Below are 19,558 nucleotides of genomic sequence, written 5' to 3' on the forward strand. Positions count from 1 at the left end.
CCTCAACGGGCAGCCCGCCTCCTATTGCCTACGTACGTACATAGTAGATCAGGAGCGGGCAACAGTCACCGCGGCGCTTGCGGGACTGGATTCGACGTCCTAACCCGCGACCGGCTGCGGCAGTCCCCTCTCGGCGTCAACATCTTGCAGGTTGGGCTTGATCAGGTGCGGGCGCATTGGCCGAGTTGTCGCGCCTGCAAACGGATCTGACGGCGTTGTTCGACCACGCCGACAACACCGCCGAACCGGTCTCGGAGGCCGGGGGTACACCGAATCCTTGACAGCGACGTGGTCCGCAATCTGCGATCGGGGTGCGGGCTACTGCGGGCCCGCGGTGGCGACTGGTTTGCGGGCAATGAGGCGTTCAACGAGGCCGAGTTTGAATCGCTGGACTTGTTCGACATCGAGTCCAGTGGTTCGCACCTGGTTCAGCGGCCGACAAAGGAAGTGCTCCCCATCCAGCGGCACCGTGAAAATCTCGAGGACCCGCTGCACGCCACGCGCAGCCCGTGGGCTGCTTTCGATGTGGTCGACGAGGATCAGCCGTCCGCCGGGCCGCAGTACCCGGGCCATCTCCGAGATCGCCTTGGTGTGGTCGGCGATAGCGCAGAGCCCGAAGGTGCAGACGGCGGTGTCGAACGAAGCATCGTCAAACGGCAACTCGTGGGCGTCGGCCTGCTGCAGAGTGGCCTCCCGCCCAGTTTCGGTGACTCGGCCACGGGCGATGAGCATGGCGTCGCTCCAGTCGATTCCGGTCAGTGTGACGTCACGCGGGTAGGCCTCCAAATTGAGGCCGGTCCCGACCGCCACTTCTAGTATCTTGCCGGTGGCTTGTCCGCATGCCCAGGTTCGGGAGTAACACGATCCGGGGCTGACGTTGACCCTCTACGTCGCAGAACCGGCCTCACCGACGGCGCACGCCTTGGACCTGCTCGCGTCCTGGACCGCCGAGCAGCTTCCGGAACCGGCGACCGGCGACCATGCCGAACACCTGACGTGAGACACCTACGGTCGGCCGTTGTGGTTCACGGCGCCCTCGCCGCGCTTCTACTGACTGCGTGCGGTGGGGCACACCGTCCGGGGCCCGATTCGTCGGGTGCCCCGACCACCGGGGCGAGGGCCGCGGATGCCACCGCGGTCTCCGCCGATCAGACCGCGTTTCGCATCGTCATCGACACCGTGCTGACCGGCCACCTGTTCGACAACGCCACGGCCAGAGACCTCGCCGCGCAGCTGCCGCTGAGCGTGACCTTCCGCGACCTGAACGCTGCGGAGAATACGGCGCCGCTGCCCCGGAAAGTGATAGTGGACGGCATGCCGGCCGGTGCTGACCCACACGTCGGCGATATGGGCTACTGGGCACCAGACGGAGACCTGGTCCTCTACCACGGAGACGTCGGCTACTGGATGGGCATCATGCGACTCGGTGAAATCGACGGCGACGTCCAGGCCATCGCCCGCCAATCCGGTGACTTCAGCGCGACTGTCGAACTCGCCAGCTCGTCCTCGGATCGGTAGATGCGGCGAGGGGTGCACTGCGGGTGCACGTCTCGTCAGTGGCGACCGGTCGGCCCGTCGAAGGATGCCGGAGTGAAGAGCACGGACATGCCGGTAACCGGAGGTGCGCCCCTACTTCGTTGATTCGTAGTCGGCGATTGCGGCACGCGCACTGGGCAGCATCGACACTGCCGCCGGAACTCCTGCGTAGACCATGATTTGACGTACCACTGCTATGAGTTGATCGGGAGTGAGGCCGTTACGCATGGCTCCTCGGGCATGGGCCTCGAACTCACGCGGCTTGCCTAGTGCGGCAGTGATGCCGAGGACTAGCAAGCTGTGCTGGGCGCGTTCGAGGCGATCGTCGGTCCAAATGCCGCCCCAGCAGTAGGTCGTCATGAACTTCTGGAACTCAACGGTCAGTTCATCGACGTGTTGTGTGGCGTTGTCGACGTAATCGGCCCCGAGCACCTCACGGCGTACCTTCATTCCCTCATCGAAGAGCTCTTGTTCGAATGTTGCTTCAGCGGACATGCGCAGCGATCTCCTTTGCGATCAATTCGGGGCACTCGTCGAGGACGTCATGTCGAGATCCGGGGATCACGACCACCCGGCCGGCCGCGCGGGCAGCCATTTCCTGCGACATCCGTGGGGGTGAGCCGACGTCGAATTCTCCAGTCATGGCCAACAGTGGCGCCGTTATTCGCTCGAGGTCGTCCACAAGATCTGTGGTGGCCAGGACCCGGTAGGCGTTTGTGTATGCCGCAGGATCGAGCCTTTCCATGCGAGCGATGACGTCCCGAGCGATTTGTGGGTGTGCTTGGCGGTATTCGGGGCTGTACCAGCGCTCGACACTCTTTCGTGCGGCGCCGGCGGGCCCTTCGGCTTCAACCATCGCCAATCGCGCGAGTACTGCCTCGCGTTCGTGTTCGGTCCGCCCGGCAACAGCGCCGATCACGACAAGGTTGTTGACGACGTCAGGGTGCTTGACCGCGACCCGTTGAGCAATCAGTCCACCGAGTGAAAAGCCGACTGTGTCCGCCACCTCGACACTCAAGCGGCGAAGCAACTTCACGTGGTCAGCGACGAAGTCATCGATCGTCCAGACGCCGTCGGGCGCCTGCGAGCGTCCGTGACCGCGGAGGTCGTAACGAATGATCGCCCGATCGCGCGGTAGCAGAGGTAGCACGTCATCCCAGCACGCAAGCGAACTGCCCACTCCGTGAATAAGGACAATCGGGACCGCAGCAAAGAGGTCGCCTTGGACTTCGTAGTGCACGTCAATCGCCGACCGATTGTTCGGGCATTGCGCTGGCATCGCTGTCAGCCCTCCTTTACGCAGCCGGCCAAGAGAGAGTGACTGCTATCAGCTGTCTGCTAGGTGCTTAGCAGCAATTAAACTGTCCGATTCCCTCACTCGTCAAGCAGTGGTGACATCTAACCTCTGCGGCCCAAAGATGGCAGCTTGCGGGCGCTAGGCGTCGTCCAACGCGTGTTCAGGTCGAAGGACGATCGCCTGCTGACAGACAGCTGATATGTGACGTAGGCTCGGCGTGGATGCTCGGTGAATTGTTTCTATTCCGCCGTCTGAAGGGTTAGTCGGATGCCACTACTTTTGGATACACACTCCTTTGCCGCTGCGTGGACCAGCCGCCAGTGGCAGATGTTGATTGACGGCAAGCACGTAGACAGCGCCGAGTCCCGCGACGTGATCGATCCAGGGACTGGCGAGGTCATCGCACATGTACCTGATGCTGCTCCCTCACATGTCGAGGCAGCGGTAGCCGCGGCGCGTAGGAGCTTTGATGGCGGCGTGTGGCACGGCCAGCCTGCCGATGACCGCGCCCGAGTCCTGTGGCGGATCGCCGAGTTGATCGATGCCCGCGCCGACGAGATCGCGACGATCGAGGCGCTGAACCAGGGTGGCCCACACGCGAACGCCCGACAGGGCCTGATACCCGAAGCCGCCCGGATTTTCCGCTATTACGCGGGGTGGGCCGACAAGATCGGCGGCCGCTCCGCACAATTGCGGACCCGCGCAATGGAATTGCACACCTATACCGTGAAGAGTCCCGTCGGCGTTGCCGCGTTGATCACCCCGTGGAATTCGCCGCTGCTGATGGCCGCGTGGAAGGTCGCGCCGGCGCTGGCAGCAGGCTGCAGCTGCATCGTCAAGCCTGCCGAACTCACTCCCCTTACGGCCTTGTTGTTGGCCGAGATTGCGCTTGAAGCGGGCGTACCCGACGGAGTGCTCAACGTGCTTACAGGCGATGGCCCCAATGTCGGTGCACGACTGGCGGCGCATCCCGACGTCGACAAGGTGGCGTTTACCGGTTCGACTGCGGTGGGGCGAGAAGTTGTGCACGCTGCGACGGGAAATCTCAAGAAGGTATCGCTGGAGCTTGGCGGCAAGTCCCCGGTGTTGGTTTTCGACGATGCCGACATAGACGAAGCGATAAACGGAGCGGCTGCGGCGATTTTTTCCAACGCCGGCCAGGTCTGTACCGCGGGATCACGGCTATTGGTCCACGAAGACATCTACGGCGACGTTGTCGCAGGTGTGGCCAAGCGGGCGGAGGCGCTCAACGTCGGCTACAGCTTCGATCCACGTTCCCAGATGGGTCCGGTCATTTCTGCCGAACAACGTGAGACCGTGCTTGGTTACATCGAATCCGGACTTACCGAGGGCGCCACGTTGCTGGCCGGCGGTCATCGCAGCGATCCCGGATTCTTCATTGAGCCAACAGTTCTCGGTGACGCCCGCCCTGAGATGCAGGCGGTTACCGAGGAAATCTTTGGGCCGGTCGTGGCGGCGATGAAGTTCGGTTCAGTAGATGAGGCAGTTGCGGCCGCGAATGCCTCGAGTTACGGGCTTGCCGCATCGGTGTGGACGCGCAACGTCAAGACCGCACATCAGGTGGCAAGCCGTTTGCGGGTGGGGCGTGTGGGAATCAACGTGCATGGTTTGCCTGATGTAACGATGCCCACAGGCGGCTTCAAGGAATCTGGCTGGGGTCGTGAGCTTGGTGCTGAGGGTCTCGAGTTGTTCCTCGAGACGACTTCGGTATTCACCAAACTCAGCTGACTCCGGCAGCCAACGATCGGAAGCGGAGCGCGACTTCGACTTCCAGGTCGTGCGGGATTCGCTGGGCTGACAGGCTGAAGGAGCGCCCGGTAGCTACGGCAGCCGAGAAACCTAGGCGACTGCAGTAGCTACCGGGGACGAAATTACTCCGGCAAGTTCCCGTTCAAGGCTCAGTGACCGTAGCGAAGGCGTGCCACGTACGGAGCCTCCAAGGCGTTGATCTCATCTGGGGTCAGTTCGGTGGACAACGCTTGCTCGATGACGTCGAGTTGTTGAGCCGACGTCGCCCCGATCAGTGGGGTGGCGCCAGGAGTTTTGGCGAGGACCCATGCCAAGGCGATCGCCGCGGCGGCGGCGTCTCGTTCGGTCGCGATCTTCAGCAGCGCCTTGAGGACGTGCTGGTCGCTGTCGCGTCCGTACCATTGGCGAGAATACTCGTCGGTTCGTCCGCGTTCGGTGTCACGGTCGTGTCCTGCGGGATCACCGGAAAGGAACCCTCGCGCCAGTGGGCTGTAGGGCAGCAATCCGATTCCTTCGGCCTGACACATCGGAATCAGTTCCGACTCGTGCTCGCGCCACACCAGGTTGTAATGATGTTGCATGCTCGAAAACCCGTGTAGACCGCGGGCTTTGGCTTCATACACGAACTTGGCGAACTGCGAGACCGGCATGTCGGTCGCGCCGACATAGCGAACCTTGCCCGTCGTGATCAGCCAGTCGAGGGTTTTCAGGGTTTCTTCGATGTTGGTGTCGGGACGCCAGACATGGGTCTGGTAGAGGTCGATGTAGTCGACGTCGAGTCGCCGCAGGGAGTCCTCGACGGCGGCGATGATGTGTTTGCGTGAGTAGCCCAGCGTTGTCGGGCGTTCACCCATCCGGTTGCCCACCTTGGTGGCCAGGATGTAGTCCTCGCGGGGCAGTACTCGCTTGAGCGCTGCTCCCAGTACGTGTTCGCTGTGGCCGCTCGAGTAGAAGTCGGACGTGTCGAAGAATGTGATGCCGAGTTCGACTGCTCGCTCGATCAGCGGCTGTGATTGTGTCTCGTCGAGGACCCATGAGCGCCATTCTGGGTGACCGATCCCCATTGCCCCGAAGCCGATGCGCGAGGTCATCAGGTTGGTGGCGCCTAGGCGGACGTAGTGCATGAAACTCCTTCTAGCCGGCGTGAGACCGTGATCGTTCCGAGGTCGGAACGCGCAGCATCTCGAATAGTGAAGTGATGGTGTGGAAGTCCTCGTCGCTGAGTTCGATGCCGTGTGCGAGGGCCTGTCGGTAGGCCGGTGTATCGAGTCCGGGTGTTGAATCCGGTTCGGCTGCCGTGTCCGCGACGGCGTGTACTGCGAGATCGAGTACTGGATCGGTGCTTTCAGGTGACTGATCACCGCCGGTGACGATTTGTATGTCGATCACGACGCCGCGATGGGCGCAGCGGGCCGTGAGGTAGTCGAGGAACACCAGTCCGTAGGTGCTGTTGACCCGGACCAGCCGCTGGCGGTGCGTCCTCGCTTCGGCGCAGATGAAGTCGAAGATCGGTATTCCGAGTTCCAGCAGGCTGCCGGCCCGCGCGGCCACGACGACTTCGCCGGGTGTCTCTGACACGACGCGTGCCCGCGGCCGTGGCGTCCACAGCAGCCGGGCCCTGTTGCGCTGCACGAATTGCACCGCACCGCCGACGACGGCTTCGGTCCAGGTGAGCAGGTCGGCGCAGTCATCAGCCTGGCCGGCGGGAATACCCACCATTTTCAGCGCATCCGGCGCGTAGCGACGCAATTCCGGGACTGCAATATTGATGACCACGCCTATCGTGCCCTTTCCGCGTTGGCGTCGGTGGCACTGTCATGCGGGCGGTCGGCGGCCCTGGCGCCGATCCCCCACTGACCGACAACGCCGTGCGATAGGTCTTCGGGCAGAGGTGCGCCGCGGAAGAACAAGCCGCGGACCCATCTCCCGCTGTGGGGAGTCGGCAATTCGATCCCCAGCAGGGCCAGAAAGGCGCGTATCCCGTCGCTTGCCAGAAAATCGGCATCGCAAACGCTGGCGTGAATCTCGCTATAGGGCGAATCGGCGGCCAGCTGCGCACGCGCTACGCCTACGGCGTGCTCGGGTTCTTCGAGCAGGAACCGACCCACCGTCGAGTCGTCGGGCAATCCGGACAGGGCATCGTAGAGCCGCCGGCCGGTGCCGGCGACGTCGATGAATGTTTCCCGCTCCACACCGATGTCCACGGAGCGCTCGCCGCGGCGGTTCTCACCGTTTTCCTCAGACCGGTACCAGAAGAATTCACGCTTGCCAGGTGAGGTCAGGTCCAGCTTGAGGACCCAACCGAAGTGGGTCTCGAGGATTGACCGTAGGTCCGCGATGGTCATCGATGGATCATGCAGGTGGTGGCGAACCGACCCCATGTTGACGATTTGGTCGAACCCGTCGACTTCGGGATAGAGCTCCAGGAGCAGGCTGTGTAAGACCTCGACCGCTTCGGCGCTGCCGTAGCGCGCTGCGTCATCGGCGAGTTGGTTCCACGGATGTGCGTCCAGTGATGGTTGTTGCCCGGCAAGTCGCTCAGCGTCGGCGCGAATGTGCATCAAGGCGTCGCAGACGTGCTGACGTGGCTCGAGTAACGCCGTGTCGGCCTGTGGGGCATTGCGATAGGCGATGGCAGCGTTGGAAAGCAATTCGGCCAGCCGACGGGACTCTTCGGCCTCGACGGGTCCCGGGCGCGACTTGACGTAGGCGAACGCCATTTCGCGGGCGAGCACGGCGGCGGCGAACCTGGCGGGCCAGCGTTGTACCGCCGCGACCGTGCCCAGTCCCGATGAGTTTCCGATGCCGAGGTGGCGTTTGATGTGCGGGTCCAGAGCAGCGGAGTTCGGGTTGCGGGCGCGGGCCGTCGCTTCGGCAAGATCGAAACTCACCAGCCGCCAGAGGTACACCGAGAACAGATCGACGTGGTACGGCGTCGACAGGGCGCGGTCGGTGCCGGCGTAACTGGTCCATGCGCGTGTCCCCATGCGGCCGTTGCCGTAGTAGCCGCCGTTGCGCAGAATGTAGCCGCCGGTGGCGTCCAGGCGCGCAACGTCGGGTTGATGTCCATCGGCGAGTGCCTGCACCACTTGATCGAAACTGCGGGTCCCGCGGCTGGCGATGGTCCAGCCGTAGACTTTGGGGTCACTGCGGCCGCGCCACATCCTGTCGTCGAATTGTCGCCGCTCCCTGTCGAACCGCTCCCGGTCAACCGGACCGTCCAGCAATATGCCAAGGAACTCGCGTTTCATCGAGCGGAACATCTGCGGCTGCCCCGACTCATCGACAGGCAGCGGCGGATAGACGTAGACCCCAAAGGAGATGCGTAACTCCTCGGCTTCGATGTCATAGGCCAGAAAGCCGGTACTGTCCTCGGCGATCTCGCACTGGTGCAGGGTGATCGTCCACCGGTGCTCTGCCATTCGCCGCACAAGGGTTTGAGCGAAACTGAGTCTGCTGGCGCTCATTGCGTGCAACACCGATGGACCGAGAACCGTGTCCGGCGAGCGCATGAATGGCAGAGCAGAGGACCGCACTTCATCACCGACCTTGGTTTCGAGCGCGTCGTACGCCCATTGCGGAACAGCGACGGGGGCCGCCACAGCCGTCATCTGGGAACTCCTTTTCGTCGATCCGACGCCGCGGAAACTCACGCGGCGGTGCATCTACACAACAAGTGTGTCGGTGTTTCCAGCCGGAATGCTTGACGTCATCCGTCCGTCGCCGATGCCACCGCCGCTGCGGTGTCGGGATCTCGACCATCTTTGACGCCGCGCCAGTAATGACACGCCACTGTGCGGCCGGGCTCCACCTCGACATACCCCGGGGCCTGCTCGCGGCATTTGTCCTGGGCCAGTGGGCAACGCGGCGCGAAACGGCATCCGGTCGGCATATTCGCGAGGCTGGGAGGTTCGCCGCGCACGGCGGTCAGTGGGCGGTTGCGCTCGATGCGGGGATCCGGCGACGGGGACGAGGCGAGCAAGCTGACGGTGTAGGGGTGATACGGGCGCTCATACAAGGCATCGCTGTCGGCTGATTCGACCAGTTGGCCCGCATACATCACGGCGACACGGTGGGACACGTGGCGCACCACGCTCAGGTCGTGGCCGATGAACAGGTAGGACAGGTGCAGCTCCCGCTGCAGTCGACGCATCAGGTTCAGTACCTGTGCCTGCACGCTGACGTCGAGTGCGGAGACGGCCTCGTCGCACACGACGAACGTTGGGTTCACCGCAATGGCTTTGGCGATGCAGACTCGTTGCCGTTGGCCCCCGGAGAGTTCCGATGGGCGCCGAGACACCAGATCCGGGCTGAGCCCAACCAGCTCGAGAAGTTCGCCGACACGCTGCCGGCGTGCCGCCCCACGCATGGTCCGCTGAATGGCGAGCGGCTCGGCGATCGCACTTCCCACCGACATTCGAGGATTGAGGCTGTCGTAGGGATCCTGAAATACCGCCTGCATGCCGCGGCTGAGTTCGAGGCGGGTACCCCGGCGTGCACCGGTGACATCGATGCCGCTGAACCGAACCGTTCCCGATGTCGGCTTGACCAGCTGCAAGATGGCGCGACCCGTGGTGCTCTTGCCGCAACCCGATTCGCCGACCAGACCTAGTGTTTCGCCCGAAGCGACCGAAAGGGACACACCGTCGACCGCGCGCACGTTATAGCCGAGCTTGCGGTGTGCCCGTGATTGCGACGCGTAGTGCACGTGCAGGTCGGTGACTTCCAAGATCGGCGCGCCGCTGTCGCCTGTCTCCTGTGTCATCGGTCGTCTCCTTCCGCGGTCGCACGCGCCGACACCAGATGGGGGTCCCGCGCGCCGAGTCGTACGTCGTGCGGGTCGGCCCAGCACGCGGCGCTGTGCTGGTGTGGGGCTACCGGCGTGGGTTCCTGGGCTACACACCGGTCCATCGTCAACCAACACCGGTCGGCGAAGGGGCACCCTGGCGGGAGCGCCAGCAGCGACGGTGGGCGTCCTTCGATCGACGCCAACTCGGCGGTGCGCGGGGTGTCCAACCGTGGGATCGAGCCGAGCAGGCCCACGGTGTATGGGTGCTGCGGAGTGTAGGAGACCTCGTCCACGCTGCCGATCTCGACGATGCGCCCGGCGTACATGACGGCCACCCGGTCGGCCAATCCGGCCACCACGCCCATGCTGTGGGTGATGACCAGGATCGCCGTACCCAGCTCCGAGGTGATGCGCCGCAGCACCCGAAGTATCTGCGCTTGGGTGGTGACGTCCAGGGCGGTGGTGGCTTCGTCGGCGATGAGCAGTTTGGGGTCGCAACTCAACGCGAGCGCGATCATCACCCGCTGGCGCAGCCCCCCGGACAGCTGGTGGGGATAGCTGTCGAGTCGGGCCTTTGGATCCGAAACGTCCACCAGCTGGAGAAGTTCGACAGCGCGGGCGTCCGCAGCGCGGCGCGACGCGCCGGTGTGCTCGCGCAGCACTTCCCGAAATTGGGTCCCGATGCTCGACGTGGGGTTCAAAGTGGTCATGGGGTTTTGGAATACCAAGGCGATCTCGTTGCCGCGTAACGCCTGGAGCTTGCTCTCGGGCAGCGTGAGCAGATCGGTGCCGTCGAACCGTATTTGGCCTGCGGTGATCCGGCCGCGTGTGCGTGGCAGCAGACCCATGATCGCCAGGGCCGATGCGCTTTTGCCGCTGCCGGATTCACCGACGAGGGCGAGGACTTCGCCAGGTTTGATGCTGAAGGAAACGCCGTTGAGCGCGTGAACGGGACCGCGCGCGGAGTCATATACCGCGCGTAGATCGTGGACGTCTAGCAAGGCACTCTTCGTCTCAGGCGCCATCGGATGCTCCTCGGCGTTCCATCGGGGCCGCGGCCACGACCTGTGGGCTTGTGTTGTCCGACCGAGTTTCGGTATCGGACACCGCTGGCGAAACCGCTGATGGTCGAGTGTCGGGGTTGGCGAGGCGTCGGCGGCGGCGCGTCAATGTGGTTCGTGGCAGTACTTTTGGATCGAACAAGTCGCGCATCCCGTCGCCGATGAGGTTGAAGCTCAGCATCGCAACAAAGATGAAGCAGCCCGGCACCAGCGACATCAGTGGAAGGTAGCCCAGGTATGGGTAGCCGTCGTGGAGCATGCCGCCCCAGTCGGGCGCTGGTGGCGGCAATCCCAACCCCAGGAAGCTCAAGCTGGCGGCGGTGAAGATGGCGCTGCCCCCAGTTAGTGCGGCCTGAACGATCGTCACCTCGACAACGTTGGGCAGCAGGTGGCGGATCAATACGCGGCCGGTCGAGGCTCCCGATACTTTGGCTGACGCGATGAAGTCGCGTTCTCGCAGAGTGAGCACTTGCGCCCGGACCACCCGCGCGAATATTGGCACGTTGACCACGGAGATGGCGGCCGCGACGGTGCCGAAGCTCGGTCCCAGCGCGTAGGTGATCGCCAGGGCCAAGATCAGGTCCGGGAACACGATCAGCCCATCCATGACCCGCATGATGGCGGAGTCGACGCCGCCGCCGAGATATCCCGACAGCAGGCCGACCAACACTCCGACGAACATCGAGACGATGACCGCGATGAGCGCCACGGTCAGTACGAGTCGGCCGCCGTAGAGGCAGCGGCTGAAGACATCGCGCCCCAATTGGTCGGTGCCGAGGAGGAATTCACCGCCGGGCACTCGGAGCGCGGCCGTCAAGTGTTGGTCCAGCGGTCCGTAGGTGGTGAACAACGGTGCGCCGATGGTCAACACCAGCAGAACCGTCAGCAGGACGGCGCCTTGGGTCAGGCGCGGGTACGCCCACCCAGCGCGCCGTGCCTGACGAGCCCGTGAATCTTCACCGGGGAGGCCGGTCGAGACGGATGCGACGCTCACCTCAGCTCACCTTGATTCTCGGGTCGAGTGCGCCGTACAGAAGATCGATGATCAGGTTCATCAGCACGACCGCGAAAGTGATCACGACGATCAAACCCTGCAACATCGGGAAGTCCTTGCCCAGAATGGATGTCGTGAGCAGGGTGCCGATCCCGGGCAGGGAGAAGACCGTCTCGGTGACGACCGCTCCGCCGATCAGTCCGACGATGTTCAGCCCGATGACTGTCACCATCGGGATCATGGTGTTCTTCAATGCGTAGCGACTGACCACGGTGCGCGGAGACAGTCCGCTGGCATACGCCCGCAGCACATAATCCTCCGATAGCGCGCTGATCATCAAGGCTCGCGAGTAGCGGGCGAAGGTGCCCACATAGGCCAGCGACAACGTGATGGCGGGCAGGATCATCAGACGTAAGTTCCCGAGCGGGTCCTGGGTGAACGGCACATAGCCACTGCTGGGCAGCACGCGTAGCTGCAACGCGAAGAAGTAGACGAGCAGGATGCCGACGAAGAAGTTCGGCAGTGACAGCATCAGCACCGATGCGTTGGAGGTCAATGAGTCCAGCCACCGGCCCCGCGACAATGCCGCCACCACCCCGAGCGCGGTGCCGAATACGACGGCCAGCAGCATGGCCAGGATGGTCAGTTCGGCGGTTACCGGGAGTCTCTGCGCGATGGCGTCGGTGACATTGATCGGTGTCCGGAAGGACCGACCGAAGTCTCCTTGAAGTATGCGGCCCCACCAGTCGAAGTACTGCAGGGCAAGCGGCTTGTCCAGTCCGAGTTCGTGGCGCATCTGGGCCATCTGCGCAGGCGTCGCGGCCGAGTTCTGTCCGCCCATGATTGCTTGGACCGGGTCAGGGAACAGAACTCGCGTCACGATGAAGATCACCAAGCTGACGACGACGATTACGACCGCTGAAGCTCCGATGCGTTTGGCTACGTATACGACCATGAGCCGGCACTCCTCCAGAATGCTCGTATCGTCCTCGCCTGAATAGGGTGTGTCACTTGTTGATCCACAATTCCCGCAGTCGATAGATCTGATCGGGGTAGATGGTCATCCCCCCCACCTTGGTGGAGCGCGGTATGAGCGCGTCCGGCCAGACGATCCACACATAAGGTGCATCGCGTTCCACGATCTGCTGAATTTGTTGGTAGATCGGCGCTGCGGCGTGCGTGTCGGAGATCCCGGCGGCTTGATCAAGCAAGCGGTCGACTTCGGGGTTGCTGTAACCGGTCGAGTTCTGCGCGCCGTCTGTGTGCAGGATGAGGCGAAGCAGGCCATCGGGGTCGGCGCGGGGCATCCACGAGGTGAGCGACCAGTTCAACTTGTCGTCGGTCACCTGGGTGTAATAGTCGCTTGCTGGGACGGTTCCGACGTTGAGCTTGAGTCCAGTCTTGTCGTAATCAGCCTGCAGCAGTTGCACGATCGCCTGCGAATCGGAGCTGCTGTCGTTGCGATAGTCCACGGCCAACCCGGCGGCCCCCGCTTGCTGCACCAGTTGCTTGGCCTTTTCAAGGTCGTAGACATAGATGGGAGTGCTGTCATTGGCGGAGTAGGCCCACCCGACGCCGACCGGGCCGGTGGCCAACCGCGCTTTGTCCAGAAAGATCGTGGACTTCACGCCGTTGCTGTTGGTCGCATACGCCACGGCTTGGCGCAATTCGGGCTTGTTGAACGGCGGCTTGTCGCAATCCATTTGCAGGGCCCACCATTTCCCGGTGGGGGCCTGGTCGAGGGCCACCGAGGGATCGCCCTGGACCGTGGTCGCGAGCTGTGCGGTCAGTCCGTCGGCGATATGCGCCTCACCGGTGCGCAGCATCGTCAGCTGCACCTGCTGCTCGGGCACGTTCCGAATCGAGATGCTGTCCAAGTAGATCTTGTCGGCATCCCAATAGCCGTCGAATCGCTTCAGCTGGACGTGGTCGTCCTGTTGGAAGCTGACGAACTCGAATGGCCCGGTGCCGACCGGGTGCACTCCGTAGTCGGCACCGTATTTTTGGACCGCGGTCGGTGACACCATGAATCCCGGACGCTCTCCGAGCGCCGCGAGAAGCGGCCGCCAGGCCGTGGCCAAAGCAAGCTGAATGGTCTGAGGGTCGATCACGGTGACGGCGTTCAACGGCGGGGTCAGCGTCCCCCGCAACGGTGAGTTCGTCTTTTCGTCGAGTATGCGGTCGAGATTCCACTTCGCTGCAGCCGCGTCGAACGGCGTACCGTCGTGAAACTTCACGCCTTGGCGCAGGTGCATCGTCACCGTCTTGCCATCGGGGCTGACGTCCCACTTCTCGGCCAGTTCGGGCACCAGATTGAAGTCTTTGTCGTACCCGATGAGGGTGTTGTAGATCGCGTAGTAGGCGTAGCGCTCTGAGGTGTCCTTCGAGAACGCCGGGTCGAGGGTGGCGATGTTCATGGCTGTGGCGAAGATCAGGTCTCCCCCACGAACTGGCGGCCCGCTGGGTGCGTTCGCATTGGAACTCAACTCACCTGGGGGAGCGCTCGAGCAGGCCGCGATGAGCAGTCCCAGAGCCGACACTCCACCCACCTGCAACACGCGGCGGCGAGTTACCGACTGTCTGAGCACACCCACCGATTCTTCAATTACCTGATGTGCCACCGGGTTCACCTTTCGGTCAGCTGTTTGTTCGGTTATGCCGACGCCCGTCAAAGTCGCGTCGGGTTGCGCGCCGCGGGACTTGATCGCCGGGCGGCGATCGCCCGCACGGGGTTGCGCCCGACGGGTCACCGCTGGGGTGCAGAACAATCCTTCTCCGGATCGCCGGGCACCAACTCTCTAATGTCGCTTACGTGACGTGGCTCATAGCCGCCACGCGTTCAGTCTGCCGTTAGTTGTCTGACAGGTCAATACGCTAAGAGCAACACGTCCGGACTGCATCGCCGTGGCCATCGTGTGAAGAATTTAACTTGCCGTCGTCTTGGTGTCACTCCCTCAAACACCAGGTCAAACGGACGGAGGTCGCATATCTTGGACACTGGATCCCTGTGCTCGAGCGCTCTGTTAACGAGCTGACATACAGCAGACGTCCAAAACCTGTCAATTTATGCGAACATGGGTCATGAGCTTTTCTGGTATGGCCGTAGCCCGGCCCCCTGCGCTGATCCGAGATCAAGTCGCCGCCCAGATTCGGGATGCCATCACCAGTCAGCAACTGCTACCGGGTCAGGTCCTGGTCGAGCGAGAATTGTGTGAGGCCACCACTGCCAGTCGTGCCACCGTCCGCGAAGCGCTTCGCCAGCTTGAGTCCGAAGGCCTCATCGTTTCGACCAATGGCCGGGGTTCGGCGGTAGCCACCCTGTCGGCCGACACCGTGAGCCAGCTCTACGAAGTGCGGTCGCAACTGGAGGGACTCGCCGGCAGATTGTTCGCCCAGCGCGCGGCAGAAGTAGATCGACGTGCGCTGCGGACCGCTCTGATCCATGTGGAGGCCGCAGTGGACGATATCCGTCAGCTCCTGGCGGCCAAGGTCGAATTCTACGACGCACTGATCAGCGGAACGCAGAACACCGAACTCAAACAGTTCCTCGAGGCGATAACTCGGCGCGTGACTACTGTGCGCGCCGTTTCACTGTCCAAACCAGGCCGCCCCAAAGAATCCGTCGCCGAGGTCCAAGCGATCTGCGCCGCCGCAGTCGCCGGAGACGCCGACCTGGCCGAGCGGCTCTGCCGCGAACACGTCGAACACGCCGCCGCCGCAGCATTGCCCCTCCTCAACGGCTGACTGACTCCTGCGGCGTATTGCGGGCTCACGCCGACGAACACGAAGGCCCCAGGCGTGGACCGAGCAATCGCGGTCGGTAAGCGCGAAGCTGGGGCGCTGAATTACGCATGCATTTCGCACCCCGGTTTCCGCCAGCGTTGATCAGTTGCGGCGACGGCCAGGCCGCCGCGATGACCGGGTTGTCGCCGTCGGCTGGGCGGGTCGCGCTCATTGCCCGACCCCGTCGGAACTGGAAGAGGAAGAAGCGCCCGCAGCCATGCCACTCACTAGAGGTTGACTAAACACCACAACATCGGCGCGATGAACGCGGCAACGCGCGCCGTGGCCGGCAAAACTCACGCGGTGGGCGCGATGGTGCAAGAGAAGCAATATCGCCACGCACCGTTAGAGGAACTAGCGATTCTGATCTGAAATGTCCAATTGGCCAACCAGTGGCCAAGTCAGTTGAGAAATGGATATCTAACTTGAGAACCTACACCCCCTGACCGCTAGTGCGCCATGTTGGTGAAGCGCGACAGGTGCAGCTGATGCGCCACCGTGATCGTCTTGGTCGGACCGTTACGGTGCTTGGCCAGAATCAGGTCCGCCTCGCCGCCGCGCGGATCGTCCCGTTCGAACGCGTCAGGTCGGTGCAGCAGGATGACCATGTCCGCATCTTGCTCTATCGCGCCGGATTCGCGGAGGTCGGCCAGCATCGGTTTTTTGTCGGTGCGCTGCTCGGGACCGCGGTTCAGCTGGCTCATCGCGACCACCGGAACCTCGAGCTCCTTCGCCAAAAGCTTTAATTGCCTGGAGAACTCGGACACTTCCTGCTGACGGGACTCGACCTTCTTGCCCGACGTCATCAGCTGCAGGTAATCGATGACGATCAGCCGAAGGTCCGCCTTCTGGTGCAGACGCCGCGCCTTCGCGCGGATCTCCATCATCGTCAGGTTCGGCGAATCATCGATATACAAAGGCGCTTCACTGATTTCGCTCATCCGGCGGGCGAGCCGCGTCCAGTCGTCGTCGGTCATCCGGCCGGAGCGCATGTCGGCGAGCTTGATCTTGGCCTCCGCCGACAACAGCCGCATCACGATCTCGGACTTGCTCATCTCCAACGAGAACACGACACTCGACAGTCGATTCTTGATCGAGCAGGACCGCAGGAAGTCGAGCCCCAGCGTCGAGTTGTGAGTCGGGATCATGGCGCGGCTTGCCAGATACATGTGACTGGCGTTGTCGACCTCGACGCACCGCACCGGCACGCTGGGAACAAGGCGGACGTCGACGATGAACCGCGACATATATCGCGCCGGACTGCATTGGGCGCGACGTTGCTTGTGCAGGATCGCCTTCCGCTCCAACCCAAACACCACGTCATCAGTGGTGAAGTTCAGTATGTACGCGATCGACGTCTTCTCCGTTCGACCCCGCACCCGCTTCGTGGCTGTCTGGCACCGATAGCCAAGGCTGACAATCAATTCGGCGACGTCCGCGGCAAGTTGCTGATCGGTTACCGAGAACTGAACTGAACCACTGGCGGTTACCGTGCCGTCGGTGTCGAGCAGTCCAGCCAGCAATGCCCGTCGCTGCGGTTCAGATGCACGCAGATACACCGTCGGAATATGTTTATTTCCAACCACATTGATCGTCCGCAGCCGAGCCTGCAAGGTTCCCACCGTGCCTCGGCAAGATTGACACAACGCCAGTCCGGACGACTCCCCTCCGCAGCGCGGACACATCGGCGGTTGTTTCGGCATCGACACGAACCGAGCACGTCCACCACACGAGCGGCCGCAGGCCCGGACCTGGCTGGTTTGCGGCACGAACGTGGCGCCGCAGACCACGCATGGACGAGCCGGCACCGCAGGTGCATCGGGCAATCTCAACTGGTAACGCAAGGCGGCCGTCGCCGACTTGTGTGCGACGATTCCCTCTGCCTCGACGCGCATAACGATCTCGGGGTCTGCAGTGGTGATCTGTGCCGCGGCCGTCGTGCCGTCACCAAGCCAGGCGCCGAGGGTGTACGGCGGCACGAGTAAATCGCGGTCGAGTGCTTGCAGAGGGGCGGCGTTGACCACCGAGTGATTAAGCCGACGGTCCGCCGTCGGGCACCGTAGGGTGGCGGCGATTTCGCGCGTAGTCCGGATCTCGGCGAAGGTCCGCTGGTTCTTGTACCGGTGGTAGCCCGTCGCGGCGGCTTGAGCCGACTTCCGTGACGCACGCGTCTCGGTCAGCCACTGATGCTCCGCGTCGGCCACGATGACCGTCCCGTCGGAGAATTCGATTTCGAAGCACGGCCGGCCGTACATGACCTCGGTGGCCGCCACGACGCGCGTCGGCAGTCCGTCCGCTCCCACCAGGTAGTCGCCGACCTCGACCTCACCCATCGTGGTCCAACCCGTGGGCGTCGGCAGCGGGGTGTCGAGCTTGAGCGCCTTGCCCATCCCGGGCCTCGCCGCGATGACGATCATCTGGCCCGGATGCAGGCCGTTGGTGCACTCGTCGAGTTCCACGAAACCCGTTGGTACACCCCGGGAGATGCCGCCGTTGGATGCGATCGCGTCGATCTCGTCCATCGTGGGCTGCAGCAGCTGCTCCAGCGGCACGAAGTCCTCGGAGGTGCGGCCGTCCGTGACGTCGTAGATCTCAGCCTGCGCGCGGTCGACGATCTCGGCGACGTCGGCTCCCTCGGCGCCCGCGTAGCCATATTGCACGACCCTGGTGCCCGCCTCCACCAGACGGCGCAGGAGTGCCTTTTCCGCGACGATGCCTGCGTAGAAACCGGCATTGGCGGCGGTCGGCACGGTGGAGATCAGCGTGTGTAGATACGGCGCTCCGCCGATGCGGCGCAGCAGCCCGCGCCTGTCCAGTTCGGCGGCCACGGTCACCGCGTCGGCCGGCTCGCCGCGGCCGTACAGATCAAGGATCGCGTCGTAGACGTTCTGATGCGCCGGCCGGTAGAAGTCGCCGGGACGCAGCCGCTCGAGCACGTCCGCGATGGCGTCCTTGCTCAACAGCATGCCGCCGAGGACCGCCTGTTCGGCCGCGGCGTCCTGAGGCGGCTGGCGACCGAAGTCCTCACTCGGTGGGGCGTCCATGCCTGGATGACCACTGGGACGGCCCAGGTCGTCAACGACAGCCACGGAGCTTCCCACCTCCCCTGCGAGTTGTTCGAACGTGTATTCGACACCACTACCGTGACTGTAGGACATAACCCCGACGTCCCCGACCGTGCGCGTAGGCCACTGCCTGCGACGGCTCACGCTAGACGTTGCTAAGAGGGCCGCAAAGCCAGCCTGTTCATGAACTTGTGCATCGGATGTGGATAGGTCTGTTCAGCCATGTTGAGGCCTTGCGGAGAACCTGTGGATAAACACCTCGGTTGGGAACAACTCCGCAGATAAGCGCACCACAGGGGCCGTGACTATCTGTGGATGACAATTTCCTCGGCGTGTCGGCCTCGGTTGCCGTCTCGGGCGTGTTGTGTTTCGCACGGGGGCCGCGCAGGTTAACAGTCGGTTACCTTCGCTGCGCACCCTTTGGGTCACAAAGTTCGCCGGCGCATACAGCAATGCCCGGGTGAGGGCCGGCTAGGGCCCTCACCCGGGTAATTGACGAATGTGTCTTTTAGCTCGCGACGACGCTCAGCGACACTGAAGCGTTCACGTCCGGATGTAGCCGGACCGCGACCGGGTGCGTACCGGTCGACTTGATGTGTGCCTTTGGCAGTTGAACGGTCCGCTTGTCCAGATTCGGGCCGCCGGCCTTCTTGATGGCCGCAACCACGTCGGCCGTCGTCACTGAACCGAACAGCTTGCCGCTGTCCGACGCGGCCTTCACCGGCAACTCGACCAGGCCCAGGCCCTCGAGCGCGGCCTTCAGTTCGTCGGCGTGCTCACGGCCCTTGACGCTCTTGATCTCGCGGGCACGACGGATCTCTTCGGCCTGCTTCTCGGCCCCGCGCGACGCGGTGATGGCCAGGCCGCGGGGAAGCAGGTAATTACGGCCGTAGCCGTCCTTCACCTCGACGATGTCGCCGGAGACACCGAGGTGTTCCACCTCGGCGGTAAGGATGAGTTTCATGTTTAGTCCTGTAGTCCTGTTTCGGCTTATCGCGTCGACGAACCGAACGGCAGCAGCGCCACCTCGCGGGCGTTCTTGACCGCGATCGCAATGTCGCGCTGGTGCTGCACACAGTTGCCCGTCACCCGGCGGGCGCGGATCTTGCCGCGCTCACTGATGTAGGTGCGCAACAATGCGGTGTCCTTGTAATCGATGGCCTGCCCCTTCTTGGAGCAGAACACGCATTTGCGGGTCTTGATCGGCTTTTCAGGTGCCGGACGACGCTTGGTGGCCTTCGCCATGTCTCTATCTCTTTCTGG

At 63.3% G+C, this 19,558-nt stretch carries 17 protein-coding genes and 1 pseudogene; 4 read left to right on the top strand and 14 right to left on the bottom strand.

The window, feature by feature from the left end:
- Positions 1-318 precede the first annotated feature (318 nt).
- A pseudogene (locus ACVWWN_RS03850) lies at positions 319-828 on the bottom strand (class I SAM-dependent methyltransferase); the annotation flags it as partial.
- 49 nt (positions 829-877) lie between these two features.
- Here ACVWWN_RS03850 and ACVWWN_RS03855 point away from each other — a divergent pair.
- A complete protein-coding gene (locus ACVWWN_RS03855; protein WP_457142704.1) occupies positions 878-1,000 on the top strand; it encodes a hypothetical protein in 123 nt (40 codons plus the stop codon).
- Positions 1,001-1,020: 20 nt separating this feature from the next.
- Positions 1,021-1,518: a cyclophilin-like fold protein gene (locus tag ACVWWN_RS03860; protein WP_457142705.1), complete on the top strand. Its 498-nt coding sequence runs from the start codon at positions 1,021-1,023 to the stop codon at positions 1,516-1,518.
- Positions 1,519-1,629: 111 nt separating this feature from the next.
- On the opposite strand, the gene ACVWWN_RS03865 is transcribed toward ACVWWN_RS03860, so the two are convergent.
- A complete protein-coding gene (locus tag ACVWWN_RS03865) occupies positions 1,630-2,031 on the bottom strand; it encodes a carboxymuconolactone decarboxylase family protein (RefSeq protein ID WP_457142706.1) in 402 nt (133 codons plus the stop codon).
- Complete coding sequence (locus ACVWWN_RS03870; protein ID WP_457142707.1) at positions 2,021-2,815, bottom strand: alpha/beta fold hydrolase; 795 nt, start codon at positions 2,813-2,815, stop codon at positions 2,021-2,023. Before ACVWWN_RS03870 ends, ACVWWN_RS03865 begins: the two co-directional genes overlap by 11 nt.
- 345 nt (positions 2,816-3,160) lie before the next feature.
- On the opposite strand from ACVWWN_RS03870, the gene ACVWWN_RS03875 reads away from it, so the two are divergent.
- Complete coding sequence (locus tag ACVWWN_RS03875; RefSeq protein ID WP_457148988.1) at positions 3,161-4,582, top strand: aldehyde dehydrogenase family protein; 1,422 nt, start codon at positions 3,161-3,163, stop codon at positions 4,580-4,582.
- Between the two features lie 170 nt (positions 4,583-4,752).
- On the opposite strand, the gene ACVWWN_RS03880 is transcribed toward ACVWWN_RS03875, so the two are convergent.
- The 8 genes from ACVWWN_RS03880 to ACVWWN_RS03915 all read right to left on the bottom strand — a co-directional run bounded on the left by ACVWWN_RS03880 (position 4,753) and on the right by ACVWWN_RS03915 (position 14,068).
- On the bottom strand, positions 4,753-5,727 hold the full coding sequence (locus tag ACVWWN_RS03880) for an aldo/keto reductase (protein WP_457142708.1): 975 nt from the start codon (positions 5,725-5,727) through the stop codon (positions 4,753-4,755).
- 10 nt (positions 5,728-5,737) lie between these two features.
- Positions 5,738-6,379, bottom strand: coding sequence for a hypothetical protein (locus ACVWWN_RS03885; protein ID WP_457142709.1), 642 nt, complete (start codon positions 6,377-6,379; stop codon positions 5,738-5,740).
- Between the two features lie 2 nt (positions 6,380-6,381).
- Positions 6,382-8,214 carry a hypothetical protein gene (locus ACVWWN_RS03890; RefSeq protein WP_457142710.1) on the bottom strand — a complete coding sequence of 611 codons (1,833 nt, stop codon included), beginning with the start codon at positions 8,212-8,214 and terminating at the stop codon, positions 6,382-6,384.
- A 98-nt stretch (positions 8,215-8,312) separates the two neighbouring features.
- Entirely contained in the window at positions 8,313-9,368 is a 1,056-nt protein-coding gene (locus tag ACVWWN_RS03895; protein ID WP_457142711.1) for an ABC transporter ATP-binding protein, read from the bottom strand.
- The gene (locus ACVWWN_RS03900) at positions 9,365-10,417 is read right to left on the bottom strand and encodes an ABC transporter ATP-binding protein (RefSeq protein ID WP_457142712.1); all 1,053 of its coding nucleotides are present in this window, start codon (positions 10,415-10,417) and stop codon (positions 9,365-9,367) included. Before ACVWWN_RS03900 ends, ACVWWN_RS03895 begins: the two co-directional genes overlap by 4 nt.
- Positions 10,407-11,447: an ABC transporter permease gene (locus tag ACVWWN_RS03905; RefSeq protein WP_457142713.1), complete on the bottom strand. Its 1,041-nt coding sequence runs from the start codon at positions 11,445-11,447 to the stop codon at positions 10,407-10,409. Before ACVWWN_RS03905 ends, ACVWWN_RS03900 begins: the two co-directional genes overlap by 11 nt.
- Before the next feature lies 1 nt (position 11,448).
- The gene (locus tag ACVWWN_RS03910; protein WP_457142714.1) at positions 11,449-12,402 is read right to left on the bottom strand and encodes an ABC transporter permease; all 954 of its coding nucleotides are present in this window, start codon (positions 12,400-12,402) and stop codon (positions 11,449-11,451) included.
- Positions 12,403-12,454: 52 nt separating this feature from the next.
- Positions 12,455-14,068, bottom strand: a complete 1,614-nt coding sequence (locus tag ACVWWN_RS03915; RefSeq protein ID WP_457142715.1) for an ABC transporter substrate-binding protein — start codon at positions 14,066-14,068, stop codon at positions 12,455-12,457.
- Between the two features lie 475 nt (positions 14,069-14,543).
- Between ACVWWN_RS03915 and ACVWWN_RS03920 the strand changes: the two genes are divergently transcribed.
- On the top strand, positions 14,544-15,191 hold the full coding sequence (locus ACVWWN_RS03920; protein WP_457142716.1) for a GntR family transcriptional regulator: 648 nt from the start codon (positions 14,544-14,546) through the stop codon (positions 15,189-15,191).
- Between the two features lie 488 nt (positions 15,192-15,679).
- Here the strand turns inward: ACVWWN_RS03920 and dnaB are convergent, their stop codons facing one another.
- The 3 genes from dnaB to rpsR all read right to left on the bottom strand — a co-directional run bounded on the left by dnaB (position 15,680) and on the right by rpsR (position 19,540).
- Positions 15,680-18,319 carry a replicative DNA helicase gene (gene dnaB, locus ACVWWN_RS03925; RefSeq protein ID WP_457142717.1) on the bottom strand — a complete coding sequence of 880 codons (2,640 nt, stop codon included), beginning with the start codon at positions 18,317-18,319 and terminating at the stop codon, positions 15,680-15,682.
- Between the two features lie 484 nt (positions 18,320-18,803).
- Complete coding sequence (gene rplI / locus ACVWWN_RS03930) at positions 18,804-19,259, bottom strand: 50S ribosomal protein L9 (RefSeq protein WP_457142718.1); 456 nt, start codon at positions 19,257-19,259, stop codon at positions 18,804-18,806.
- Positions 19,260-19,285: 26 nt separating this feature from the next.
- Positions 19,286-19,540 carry a 30S ribosomal protein S18 gene (rpsR, locus tag ACVWWN_RS03935; protein WP_457142719.1) on the bottom strand — a complete coding sequence of 85 codons (255 nt, stop codon included), beginning with the start codon at positions 19,538-19,540 and terminating at the stop codon, positions 19,286-19,288.
- Positions 19,541-19,558 lie beyond the last annotated feature (18 nt).

The sequence above is a fragment of the Mycobacterium sp. URHB0021 genome (assembly GCF_054057895.1).